Origin of the sequence: Belliella baltica DSM 15883 (assembly GCF_000265405.1) — a bacterium.
Lineage (GTDB): Bacteria > Bacteroidota > Bacteroidia > Cytophagales > Cyclobacteriaceae > Belliella > Belliella baltica.
This window is the reverse complement of sequence record NC_018010.1, coordinates 1,029,338-1,042,782: the sequence shown is the minus strand read 5'-3', so window position 1 is coordinate 1,042,782 and position 13,445 is coordinate 1,029,338. Positions and strand designations below refer to the sequence as shown.

Genomic DNA, 13,445 nt, shown 5'->3' with positions numbered 1-13,445 from the left:
ATGACTTCCTCTTTTTTTACAAAACTTTTAATTCAATTTTCTAAGATATTTGAAGAATTCGGAATCTGTCGATAAGACAATACTTGTATTTTCATCCATGGATTTTTCAAAACTTTCCATAGTTCTCAAAAACTTATACAATTCTATAGACTGTCTGTTTTTGTTGTAAGCATCAGCGTAGATTTTTGTAGCCTCAGCGTCAGCTTTACCTTTGATTTCTTCTGCTTCTTTGTAAGCTTCTGATTGGATCTGAGCCAAATCTCTTTCTTTGTTTCCCTGTATCGATCTGGCTCTTCCTTGACCTTCGGAGCGGAATTGGTCGGCGATTCGGTTTCTTTCAGAAATCATTCGATCATACACTCTATCCCGAACTTCATCCACATAATTCATTCTTTTGAACCTGAAATCCAAAATTCTTACACCTAGATCAGTCGTCCTTTCGTTGGCTTTCTCTAGTACAATGGCTTCAATCTTGTCCCGACCCACTGAGATATCTTCTAAAATCTCAATTTGTTCCATAAAGTCTTCCGTGATTTCGGGAGCTCTATTTGTAGATCTTACAATATCTAGAAGGTCATGACTTGCAATAGCATTTCTGGTTTCTCCATCAAGGATATCATCTAATCTGGATTGTGCTGAGCGCTCGTCTCTCAATCTTATGAAAAATTGTAATGGATTAGTAATTTCCCATCGCGCATAAGTATCTACAAAGACGAATTTTTTGTCTTTGGTAGGCACTTGGTTTTTATCTCCATCCCATTCCAAATAGCGCTTATCGAAGAATTGTACTTTATGTAAAAATGGTGTCTTGAAATTGATTCCAGGAGATGTTCTTGGTTCTCCAACAGGTTTACCAAATTGTGTGACAATGGCCTGTTGAGTTTCATCCAAAATAAAATAACTATTGAAGAGCAAAAGAGCTCCAATGGCAGCAAGTACGATATATCCTATTCTATTTTTTTTCATTGCTGTGGTGTTTTTACTTTATCAATATTCAAAAGAGGTAATACATTGTTTCCTTTTTCATCCACAATGATCTTATTTCCAATTTTTGGAAGGATTTTCTCCATAGTTTCGAGGTAAATCCTTTGTTTGGTAACCTCAGGAGCTTTCATGTAGGCTTCATACAAAGCTTTGAATCTCTCAGCTTCACCGATGGAGCGGTTGACTCGATTGAGAGCATAGGCCTCTGCTAGTTCAATGGTCTCTTCTGCTTCACCTCTAGCCCTAGGAATTACCCTGTTGTACTCCGCTTCTGCCTGATTGATAAGCGTTTCTCTTTCTTGCTGGGCCTGATTTACTGCATTAAAAGAAGGCTTGACTGGCTCTGGAGGATTTACATCTTGCAACACTACTTGATCTATGCGGATACCATTTTCATAATCATCACACATTGACTGTAGCAAAACTTCCACGCTAGAAGCTACTTCTTGTCTTCCAACGGTCAATACTTCATTGACTGTTCGGTCACCTACGATTTTTCGCATAGCTGATTCGGACATGTCTCTCAATGTCTTATCGGCATTTCTGACTTTAAAGAGATATTTGAATGAATCGGTAATTCTGTACTGTACGACCCATTCAACATCCGTTAGGTTAAGGTCTCCAGTGAGCATCATACTTTCATCTCCATAGCCTGATTTTACATAATCCGAACTTCTACCAGCGTTAGTCGTACGAAAACCAAATTCTTGTTTTAGCTGTCTTTGAACAGGGATTTTATACATCTTTTCGATTCCAAAAGGAAGCATAAAATTCAAACCAGGTTGTACTGTTCTATTATATTCTCCAAGCTGTACGACGACACCTTCTTCCTCAGGACCAACAGTTCTCAAACTCGAGAAGATAGCTAATAAGAGAAATATGCCAATGACAATCTTTCCCAGATACTTTTTGATCCAGTCTGGATTGATATTGATTTCATAATTTTTTTCTGACATAGTTAGAAATATTTAATTTGATGATTTTTAAAAGTGTTCGAAATTGGATGAACTAAGTTTCAATATGAGAAGAATACGGTTAAAAACCATAAGGAATTTGATTATTCAGTCTTTTGCTACCCTGAGAATTTAATAAAAAGTATTTTACAGAAGCATGGCAAAATCTATTGGTGATTTTTTGCTTCAAAAAGAAATCACAAAAATTAAAAAAAGTATCAACCAGATAAAATCCATGAAAAACCAATATTTTGAGAATAACTCAATTCTCATTTTTTCAAAAGGATTGGTGAGCATTATCAGTTTTTGAATAGCATCTTTTTCTTTTTTATTATACTGTACTATCATAATCAAAGCGAAAATCATCGCGCCGAATAAGTGAAAAATATGGATCCCACTCAAAATGTAGAGAAAACTTCCGCTGGGAATGCCTCGAAAATCAATACCCATATTTGTCAATTCCTTCCAACCAATTATCTGAAGAGCAGTAAAGATAAGGCCTAAAAGAAAGGTAGTAAAAAGACTGTTTTTTAATTTTGCTGTAGCTTCTTCTTTGTAATGTAAGATCATCTTGGAGCAGGTATAGCCAGAGAAAATGATCACAATCGTGCTTAGAATAAAAGATCTTGGCATTTTAAATCCTAATCCATCAAGATTACCATAGCCAGAAGCTAAGAAGGCTAAGGTCATAAACAAAAATATCAACCCGCTTCCAAACATGCCCAAATACATTAAAGTCTGATAGGGATGCATGTTTTCTATTTTTTGAAACCAAGTTTCTTTCTCTGTTTTCATTCTTTCTATTTGATCAACTGCCTTCTAAACATTTTAATGAGACATAGGTTCAAGGAAATGCCTTCAAATTCATAAATGTCTCTTGAAGCCTTAACAAATCAATTCCTTAACTTGCAAAATATTTCATATTAGTAATCAAATATTATTTTGGACAAAAAATCATTCTTATCCCTCTACGAAAAAGATCCTTTTGTACTGACTTTTTCCGAGCAACTAAAGTACCGAAAAAACAGAAATTTCCAGCTAAAGGGAGTTTCAGGAAGTTTGGATATGGTCTTGTTTACGTCGGTTTTCAACAGTATTGGTGGGTTTCATTTGATTGTGGCCCATGATAAGGAAGAAGCTGCGTATTTAAATTCTGATCTTCAAGAATTGTTAGGAAAGAAAGATACTTTACTTTTTCCTTCAAGTTATAAAAGACCTTATCAGTTTGATGAAGTAGAAAATGCCAATATTCTGATGCGGGCAGAAATTTTGAATAAGATTCTAGCCAAAGAGAATAAAAATGAAGTGGTGATTACCTACGCTGAGGCGCTTTATGAAAAAGTGATCAATAAGAGATCTTTGAAGGAAAATACTTTTATAGCCTCCGTTGGAGAAAAAGTCGATATGGAGTTTATCGCTGAGATTCTTTCCACCTATGATTTTGAAAAATCTGATTTTGTCTACGAGCCGGGACAGTTTTCTATTCGAGGAGGGATTTTAGATGTGTATTCTTATGCCAATGATCTTCCTTATAGGATTGAGCTTTTTGGTAGAGAAATAGAAAGTATCAGAACATTTGACCCAGAGACCCAGCTATCTGTAGATCAAATTGATTCTATCAGTATCATCCCTAATGTGCAAACCCGATTGCTTCAAGAAGTGAGACAATCATTTTTGGAGTTTTTGCCTAATGACACTGTACTTTGGTTGAAAGATCAACAATTTACTTTTGATGTATTGGATCAAAATTTTGAAAAAGCGACCAAGCATTTTGACCAAATTGTGGACAACACCAATAATGATAAACTGCTTCCCAAGCCAAGCGACTTGTTTGACAATTCAAGTACTTTTGAGACTTTGAGCAATTCTTTTGTCAAAGTAGAGTTTGGTCATAAGTTTTATGGTCAAGATAGTCAAGTCATTCAATTTGATACTCAGCCGCAGCCTTCTTTCAATAAGAACTTTGATCTCTTGGTTGAAAACCTGGTAAGCAATGAAAAAAATAGCTGGCTCAATATCATCTGTTCTGAGAATGACAAACAAATCAATAGACTAGAAAATATCTTACATGAATTGGATCCAACGCTTAAGACCCAGTCATTACTTATTGGTCTTAGAGAAGGGTTTGTTGACAAAACCTTGCGTGTGGCTTGCTACACCGATCATCAGATTTTTGAGCGATTTCACAGATACAAAACCAAAGCTAGATCCAGTAAATCAAAAGCACTAACACTTAAGGAAATCAAATCTCTTCATCCGGGAGATTATATAGTGCATATTGACTACGGCGTTGGAAGGTTTGCAGGATTAGAAAAAGTTAATGTGAATGGAAAGCTTCAAGAGGCAGTTCGATTGGTTTTTAGAGATGATGATTTGCTTTATGTGAATATTCATTCACTCCATAAAATATCGAAATATTCTGGTCAAGAAGGCACTGCACCCACGATGTCCAAACTTGGTTCACCAGAGTGGGATAATAAAAAGCGGAAGGTCAAAGGGAAGGTCAAAGACATCGCCAAAGACCTGATTGCTTTGTATGCTAAGCGAAGAAATGCGCCTGGATTCCAGTTTTCGCCTGATTCGGTATTGCAGGTGGAATTGGAAAGTTCCTTTGTCTTTGAGGATACTCCGGACCAAGCTTCTGCTACGGCAGATGTCAAAGTAGATATGGAGAAGCCTTATCCGATGGACAGGTTAGTGTGTGGTGATGTGGGTTTTGGAAAGACTGAAGTTGCAATTCGTGCTGCATTTAAGGCGGTAAATGATAGAAAGCAAGTGGCTATTTTAGTCCCAACGACCATTTTGGCTATGCAGCATTTTCATACATTTCAGGAGAGGTTGGCAGATTTTCCAGTAAAAGTGGACTATATCAACAGGTTTAGAACAGCGAAGGAAATCAAAGAAATCACCAAACAGGTCACCTCTGGAGAAATTGACATTTTGGTGGGAACACATAGAATTGTCAATAAAGATATCAAGTTCAAGAATTTGGGGCTTTTGGTCATTGATGAAGAACAAAAATTTGGAGTAAAAGTCAAAGATCAGCTCAAAGAAATGAAGCTGAATGTAGATGTATTGACCTTGACAGCCACGCCTATTCCAAGAACGCTGCACTTTTCACTTATGGGAGCAAGAGACCTGTCTGTAATAGCTACACCACCACCTAATAGGCAGCCTGTCACTACCGAAATTCATACCTTTCAAGAAGAGGTTATCCGTGATGCTGTTGCTTATGAGTTACGACGTGGAGGTCAGGTTTTCTTTGTTCACAACCGTGTTGGAGAAATTGATACTATTGCAAATATTATCATGAAGCTGGTTCCAGATGCGAGAGTTGCAGGGGCACATGGACAGATGGATGGAAAGGCATTGGAAAAAATCATGGTGAAGTTTATCGAAGGCGAATTTGATGTTTTGGTGTCTACCAACATCATTGAATCTGGATTAGATATACCAAATGCAAATACCATTATTATCAACCGAGCTCACATGTTTGGTTTGAGTGATTTACATCAAATGAGAGGAAGAGTGGGTCGAAGTAACAAAAAAGCTTTCTGTTATCTTTTGACAACGCCAACGACTGGGCTGACCACAGAAGCAAGAAAGCGTTTGCAAACTTTAGAGGAGTTTTCTGACTTGGGTGATGGTTTCAAAGTAGCGATGCGAGACTTAGACATTCGAGGTGCAGGAAATCTACTGGGGGCTGAGCAAAGTGGGTTTATCACTGATTTAGGATTTGAAATGTACCATAAGATCTTAGATGAGGCAGTTCAGGAATTGAAGGAAAATGAATTCGCAGCCTTGTTTGAAGATGATTTGAAAGAAAAAGTAGAGATCTTAGTTCAGGATTGTGTCATTGAGACAGATATGGAGCTTTTGATTCCTGAAACCTATGTAAGTAATATTTCAGAGCGATTGAATTTGTATTCAAAGCTAGATAATATAAAGAAGGAAGAAGAGTTATTATCCTATATCAAAACTATTCAAGACAGATTTGGTCCAATACCAGAGGTTGTTGAGGATTTATTTGAAACTGTCCGGCTAAGATGGCTTGCTGAGCAGTTGGGATTTGAAAAATTAGTTTTGAAAAATGATGTGATGAAATGTTATTTTGTCCCATCTACCAAAGAAAGTTACTTCAAGTCGGAAGTCTTTGGGAATATTTTGAAATATGTAGGAACACAGTCTAGGCACTGTAAAATGAAAGAGCATAAGAGCCGTTTGATACTCACTATCAGTGGAGTAAAAGACATCAGTCGAGCTAAAAAATGGTTAAATGATATGAAAATCCAAAAAAATTAAAAATTTTTGGTAGGTCTAAAACTGTCACTTTGGAGATATTTTTTGTATAATATCTCTGATTTCGGACAGATTCGTAATTAGAGTGAGAGCAAAGAGAAAAAATAATATTGTGTTAGGATATTATTGATTATATATTAGCGTTCTATTTGTGCACAAAAAACACTAAATGTCATATGGTTTTTGGAAAAAATAAATTAGGATTAGTCGCTGTTGCAATGCTTTTTGTAGCGACTGGCATCTTATCATCATGTAATAAAACACCTGGGTACGGAAGAAGGACTGCGGCGAAGCCAGGTAAGGTAAGTGCTACTACAGGAGCAGAATTCAGTTTTGATGCCAACGATAGTACCAACTTTGTCGTGACGAAGATGGCAAAACAGATTGTAGGGCCAAACTTGAAATATATCCAAGGTGGGCGTGCGGTCATTGGTTCTCAGGAACAAGACATCATGGCTTTTCGTGACAATGTGGAAAGAACAGTCACCATTGCATCTTTTTATATGGATGAAACTGAAGTGACCAATAATGATTACAAAGAGTTTTTGTTCAATATGCGGAAGAATGTAAGTGCTGATTCTGTATTGAAGTTAGAGCCATCTGACAAAGTATGGGCTGGAGCAATGTCTTACAACGACGTATATGATACTTACTATTTTAGATTTCCAGGATTCAATTTTTATCCTGTAGCTGGTGTGTCTTGGGTACAAGCAACAGCCTATGCTAAATGGAGAACAGAATATGTAAGTAATCTGATGAGAGAAAGAGAAGGAATAGATAGTACCTTGACTAAAAATCAACTGATTGAAAGAGGTGTTGCCATACCTGAATATAGACTTCCAAACGAAGCAGAGTGGGAATATGCTGCCAAAGCAATGATTGGTACTCAGTATATGGATGAAAACCAAGAGTATGGTAGAATTTATCCTTGGGATGGAAGAGGTGTAAGAAATCCTTATAATATCAAAAGAAAAGGAAAGCAAGGTGATATGCTTGCTAACTTCAAAAGAGGTAGAGGTGATTATGCAGGTATAGCTGGTGGCATTGCAAATGATGGGGATATCATTCCTACCAACGTTTATAATTATCCTCCGAATGACTTTGGATTGTACCAAATGGCAGGAAATATGAACGAATGGGTACAAGATGTTTATAGACCACTTTCATTTACAGATTTTGATGATTTGAATCCATTGAGAAAGGATGGAATCTATGACGAATCTGAGGATTACAATACCACTTTAATTGACGATAACTATAGAGTTTACAAAGGAGGTTCTTGGAGAGATATGGCTTATTGGTTATCTCCTGGTACAAGAAGGTTCCTTCATCAAGACTCTGCTACTAACCATATTGGTTTTAGATGTGCTATGATTTCTGTAGGAGCAGTTGGGAATTAAAAACTGTAATCTGAGACCTTGACAGAATTAACAGAAAGGTTTTTAGGAATAAGTAATAAAAAGGAGCTTTTGGGCTCCTTTTTTATTTTTTAAGCATCGGATTTGACCGTTTAAATTCAGAGAGTACCTCAAATTCAAAAATTTGTAAGAAACTGAGTAGAAAGGGTTAAATTTCTCTAATAAAAAGAACTTAAACTATGCTATACTCATTACACAAAACGATGCGCCTATCCTTGATAGTTTGCTTGACATGGTTCGCCATTAGTCCTGCGGTATCCCAAAGTGCGCTAACTTATCAGACCCCACCAAAAGAAATAGCTGACTTGGTAAAGGCTCCTTCTACGCCTTCCGTCAGCTTCAGCCGTACAGGTGATTTTATGTTGCTTCTAGAGCGCTCAGGAAATCCATCTATAGAAGATTTGGCTCAGCCGGAATTGAGAATTGCCGGTATGAGAATCAATCCTGCTACCAATGGTCCTAGCCGTAGTGGTGCTGTAGAAAATGTAAAAGTAAAAAACACGAGAACAGGTGTAGAAAATCAAATCACTGGACTTCCTGCAAATGCAAGATTAGGCAACCTATCTCTCTCTAAAGACGAGAAGTATGCTGCTGTTACAAATACGACAAACACAGGTATTAGCCTTTGGGTGGTTGATTTGAGCACCTTTGAAGCTAAGAAGCTGACTGACGAGATTGTCAATGATGTGATGGGTGGAACTATGACTTGGACACCAGACAACAAAATCTTATTGAAAGCCATCAACCCAAAAAGAGGTTCTATGCCAGTTGCGCCATTAGCTCCACTTGGTCCTACGATTCAGGAAACTTCAGGGAATGCGGCTCCTTCCAGGACTTATCAGGATTTATTACAAAATAGACATGATGAAAATTTATTTGCCTACTTCATGGATTCTCAACTAATGATGGTGGATCTTGAAGGCAATAAAACTCCTTTTGGTCAGCCAGGCATGTATTCTTCTGTGAGTCTTTCTCCAGATGGAAACTATGTGATGGTAGATAAAATCAAAAAGCCATTCTCTTATTTGGTACCAGCATCAAGGTTTCCTTATGATGTTCAGCTTTGGGACATGACTGGTAAAAATGTTAAAACTTTCGCTGAAATTCCTTTGGATGAAGTAAGACCGACTGGATTTGATGCTACTGTAACAGGGCCAAGATCTATCAATTGGAGAGCGGATAAGCCAGCGACATTATACTGGGTAGAAGCTCAGGATGGTGGAGATGGTAGAGTAGAGATTGCTGAAAGAGATATTGTTTACACATTAGATGCACCATTTACAGGAGAGAAAGTGAAATTTGCAAGTACTCCATATAGATACGGTGGAATCTCTTGGTCTGATGATAGCTTCGCATTATTTAGCGAAAGATGGTCAGCCACTAGAAAGCAAATTGTAAGAGTAATCAACCCTTCCAAGCCAATGGATAAAGGAACTGTGATCATCGAAAGATCTTCTGATGATATTTATAATGATCCAGGAAGTCCAGTGTTTACTACTAATGAATTTGGAAGAGGTGTGATTCTTAGAAAAGGAGACGATGTATTTATGACAAGTGAAGGTGGTTCTCCACAGGGAAGTATGCCATACCTTTCTACTTTCAATGTAAAGACAAAAACAGAAAAAATAATCTGGAGAAGTGAAGCACCTTATTATGAAAGAGTAGTAAAAGTCTTGAATGATAATGCTACGGAATTTATTACTTCAAAAGAAGGTGTTGAAATACAGCCTAACTATTGGTTGCTAAGCACAAAAAGAAGAGTTGCTCCTGTTCAAATAACTAATTTTGAACATCCATACGAATCTATAAAAGGTATCAAGAAGCAATTGGTAAAATATAAGAGAAACGATGGATTGGATCTTTCAGCTGTACTCTACACGCCTGAGGGATATGACCCTGCAAAAGATGGTAGGCTACCTGTGTTGATGTGGGCATATCCAAGGGAGTATAAGTCTGCTGCGGTAGCTGCTCAAGTAAGAGGTTCACAGTACCGATTTACTAGATTAAGCTGGGGTTCTCCATTGTATTGGGTGACTCAAGGTTATGCTATTATGGATCAGACAGAAATGCCAATTGTAGGTGAAGGTGACTTAGAACCAAATGATTTCTTCTTGGAACAGTTGGTTGCGAATGCTGAGGCAGCAATCGACTTTGTGGTAGAGTCTGGAGTTGGTGATAGATCTAAAATCGCTGTAGGAGGTCATTCTTATGGAGCATTTATGACAGCAAACTTACTTTCTCACACCAATCTATTTGCTGCGGGTATCGCAAGATCAGGTGCTTATAATAGAACGTTGACTCCATTTGGATTCCAATACGAACAGAGAACCTATTGGGAAGCTCCAGATGTGTACAATACGATGGCGCCATTTATGCATGCTGACAAAGTAAAAACTCCAATCCTATTGATTCACGGAATGGCTGACAACAACTCTGGTACTTTCCCAATCCAATCAGAGCGTTATTATAATGCCTTGAAAGGACATGGGGCTACTACAAGATTGGTGTTTTTACCTCACGAAAGTCATGGATATTCTGCTGAAGAGTCTATTCTTCACACCCTGTATGAACAACATCAGTGGTTGGAGAAATATGTAAAAAATAAATAATATTGTCAACAGTCCACAGTCAACAGCCCACTGCTGATTGAAATGAACTTCAAACACGACTGTTAAGAAAGTTGATTAAATTACAATTAATTGCCTCAATAAATAGAAAAAGAGCCTCCATTAGGGGGCTTTTTTTGTTTTTTGCCTTAATCGCTTTAAAATTAGATTTTGGAATTTAAATTTTACAAAAGAGAAAACTTTCACTCATCTGCTTAACTTTCTTTATTTCTAGGAATATAAATTATATTAGCCAATATGAGAAATTCAAGTAGTAGTCTTATGAACCTGAAACATAGCTTAAAATCTTTCCACGAATTGAGTATAAACGAGCTTTATGATCTACTTCGTTTAAGAAGTGAGGTTTTTGTGGTAGAGCAAAACTGCGTTTTTTTGGATTTGGATGATAAGGATCAGAAATGCTTTCATCTGCTTTTATACCAAGAAAATGGATTGGTTGCCTATACGAGGATTGTTCCAGCAGGTTTATCCTACGAGGAGGTTGCCATTGGCAGGGTTGTCTCTTCTCCTGCTTTTCGAGGAAAAGGACTAGGTCGAAAAGTAATGGAACTTACTTTAGATGCTTGTTATCAGCTTTTTGGTTCCTGTGATATTCGCTTAGGTGCGCAAACCTATGCTTTAGGATTTTATGAATCTTTGGGATTCAAGTCAGATGGGGAGATCTATGATGAAGATGGGATTGAACACATAGAAATGGTACGAAAAGCTTAAAGCTCTCCTTTCCCTAAAAAGGAGTTTCACTTTTATTCAATAATCTTGTTTGGTGCTTCATTCGACTCAACTTAGAGCCTTCGTGGCTTTTTTACATTTTAGCCACAAAGACGCTAAGGCACAAAGGGCTTCTTACATCCTTTGAACAAACTCCATGAAAACTTCTTTATGTCGCTCTAAATCTATATTAGGGGAAACTGAGGCTCTGACAATGTAATCTTTGTCGCCTTCCTTGGTAGTCCCTTGGGTGGATGTGGCTGGAATGGTCCAGTAGCAACCTTTCAATTGGCCGTAGCTGACACAGAATTTGCTTTCATCTGGAATCTTTGTGATCATCAAATCAATCAATTGTAGATTCAATTCCCTTTTATGGGCCTCCTTTTCCTCCGGCGTATTTCCTTTGGTAGGAAGATCCAGTGAAAATACAGAAGGAGTGAAGCCTCTTTCTGCCAGTTCTTCTGAGACAAAGTTGATCTTGGCTTCTGGCAAATTCGCTTGAATGAAATTGACAAATTCTCTGGTATTGACATAGGCATCTTGAATTCTTTGATTCATAGAAGGCAGCTGTTTGGCCAAAATCTCGTACTGCTGTCCCGTTGCTTCATTGTCACATAGTGCCAAGTGAAGCCCGATTTTATCCATCAATTCCTCAGCTTTTTGATTGGCCACGCAATAGCCTGCCGTGCATTCTCCCCCACTTGGAAACTTAGACCCACTGGCGTAAGCAATCGCTGGGACAACTGAAAGCGTATTTTCTTCTCCCAAAAAATGCACATTTGGGCAGAAAGTCTGATCTAGAATAAAAACAGGTTCAATGGCTGTTTCTCCGTTTTTTGTTTGACGAGTTTGGCTTAAGACTTCTTTTAGGCGATCCAAATCAGGAACTTCCACTCTTGGGTTGGTTGGAATTTCTGCTATGATAAAGGGTACTGCGTCTTTCTCGGCCAGTTCGTTCAATATCCTGTCTAGGCTTTGGTTCATGTCGTTGCCGGCATCCACGGGTAAGTCTACGATCTCTACATGAGACAAAGCAGCAGCTACTCTCCTCGCTTGGTCATTGGTCCCCCCGTAGCAGTTGGGCGGAACAATAAATTTGAGTTCCTTTCCCGGGTGTTTCTCCATGGCATCGTGGATCAATCCCATCATGATGGCATATTGAATCGATAAGCCACTGGAGGCAACTAGAGGTTTGACATCTGTACTTGTGATGTTGGCGATGGATACGAATACGTCGTCTTTGTAGTTGACGTCTCGATCATCTTGCGGTATTTTGATTGTTTTTCCTGCTAAAATTTCCAAAGCCATCAAGCAATTAGCTGGCGTCATGGCTATCGTTTCCCTTCTTCGTACATGCTGTATTTCACCAATATATGAGGCATGCTCTTTTTTAGTGACATGAATAATACTTCCCAAGGATCCATGCGTGGTAATCACAAAATCGCTGTTGAAATCATCTTGAATTTCCCCGATAGCGCTGGATTGAGAAATCAAAACTCTGCTCCCTTCAAAGTCGGGAATTTCCTCTTCAGCACTCACCTGTTTCATGTCAAATTGATACCCATAGATCTCACGAATCAATTCAGCTCCGAAGAAATTAGAAATATCTTCTGTGTAGAGTAACTGTGTTTTTCTACCGAGGAATAGGTTTTTTCTGAGCACAGCCAAAATAGGGGCTGTTTTGGAAGAAAAGCTAATGACATGGTCAAAGGGCAACTGATTCAATTCGGCAATGGCCCATTCCAAAATACTGGACAATGGATGACCGAGGCGGATGTAGTCATAGGCTGTGGGTAATTGATTGAGTTGCTCTGCGTCGATAGAATTCGACTTTAACAAACTTTCAAAATGCTCTAAAAATTGGGATTTGGCTAGCTTTTCATTATAGATATCTAGGCGATGCGTGGTGAGCTTGAGCCAGTCCACTGGCATATTTGATAAAATCGTTTGAAGATGCTGTTTAATTTGGGTTTGATTCATAGGATGTTTTGAATTGGGTGGCAAGATAGTTTAAATAGGAATATAATTATCCGCAATTACACCAGTAACTAAGTTTAAAATCTGAATTATAACGAATTGTCAACAGTCGGCGGACAACGGTCAACAGCTGATCTAAATCTGATAATTACATTATTTTGGATGGCTACTGGCATGAAAGCGGATATGCATAAATAGGAATTTTAATTTCCTTAAGGATTAACAAAATGGCATATTCATCAATATGATTATCTGCAATGACAGAAGTATGTGAAGATTTCATTTATAATTATGCTAATAATCGCCAACAGTCCATAGTCAATTGACCACAGCTGATTGAAATGAACTTCAAACAATATTATAAATGGCTGCTGGTATAAAAGCGGTTATTCATATTCATCAATATTTAAAGAAAGTAACAACAAGAAGGTATTTGAGTTCCTGAAAGCAAAGGAGAATGAGAAATTTAGAGGGATGAA

At 37.9% G+C, this 13,445-nt stretch carries 8 protein-coding genes; 4 read left to right on the top strand and 4 right to left on the bottom strand.

Annotated elements, in window-relative coordinates; translation table 11 throughout:
* Positions 1 to 27 precede the first annotated feature (27 nt).
* From hflC to BELBA_RS04850, 3 genes are all read right to left on the bottom strand, one after another.
* Positions 28 to 966 carry a protease modulator HflC gene (gene hflC, locus BELBA_RS04860; RefSeq protein WP_014771639.1) on the bottom strand — a complete coding sequence of 313 codons (939 nt, stop codon included), beginning with the start codon at positions 964 to 966 and terminating at the stop codon, positions 28 to 30.
* Positions 963 to 1,940 (bottom strand): FtsH protease activity modulator HflK, encoded by a 978-nt coding sequence (gene hflK / locus BELBA_RS04855; protein ID WP_014771638.1) that lies wholly within the window; start codon positions 1,938 to 1,940, stop codon positions 963 to 965. The genes hflC and hflK overlap by 4 nt, the downstream gene beginning before the upstream one ends.
* A gap of 183 nt (positions 1,941 to 2,123) precedes the next feature.
* Positions 2,124 to 2,732, bottom strand: coding sequence for a cytochrome c oxidase subunit 3 (locus BELBA_RS04850; RefSeq protein WP_014771637.1), 609 nt, complete (start codon positions 2,730 to 2,732; stop codon positions 2,124 to 2,126).
* Positions 2,733 to 2,879: 147 nt separating this feature from the next.
* Between BELBA_RS04850 and mfd the strand changes: the two genes are divergently transcribed.
* The 4 genes from mfd to BELBA_RS04830 all read left to right on the top strand — a co-directional run bounded on the left by mfd (position 2,880) and on the right by BELBA_RS04830 (position 10,992).
* Positions 2,880 to 6,239 (top strand): transcription-repair coupling factor, encoded by a 3,360-nt coding sequence (gene mfd, locus BELBA_RS04845; protein ID WP_014771636.1) that lies wholly within the window; start codon positions 2,880 to 2,882, stop codon positions 6,237 to 6,239.
* 173 nt (positions 6,240 to 6,412) lie between these two features.
* The gene (gene gldJ, locus BELBA_RS04840; protein ID WP_014771635.1) at positions 6,413 to 7,636 is read left to right on the top strand and encodes a gliding motility lipoprotein GldJ; all 1,224 of its coding nucleotides are present in this window, start codon (positions 6,413 to 6,415) and stop codon (positions 7,634 to 7,636) included.
* Positions 7,637 to 7,833: 197 nt separating this feature from the next.
* Positions 7,834 to 10,263, top strand: a complete 2,430-nt coding sequence (locus BELBA_RS04835) for an alpha/beta hydrolase family protein (RefSeq protein WP_014771634.1) — start codon at positions 7,834 to 7,836, stop codon at positions 10,261 to 10,263.
* Between the two features lie 279 nt (positions 10,264 to 10,542).
* The gene (locus BELBA_RS04830) at positions 10,543 to 10,992 is read left to right on the top strand and encodes a GNAT family N-acetyltransferase (RefSeq protein ID WP_041779240.1); all 450 of its coding nucleotides are present in this window, start codon (positions 10,543 to 10,545) and stop codon (positions 10,990 to 10,992) included.
* Between the two features lie 132 nt (positions 10,993 to 11,124).
* Here the strand turns inward: BELBA_RS04830 and BELBA_RS04825 are convergent, their stop codons facing one another.
* Positions 11,125 to 12,969, bottom strand: a complete 1,845-nt coding sequence (locus BELBA_RS04825; protein ID WP_014771632.1) for a PLP-dependent aminotransferase family protein — start codon at positions 12,967 to 12,969, stop codon at positions 11,125 to 11,127.
* Positions 12,970 to 13,445: the final 476 nt, after the last annotated feature.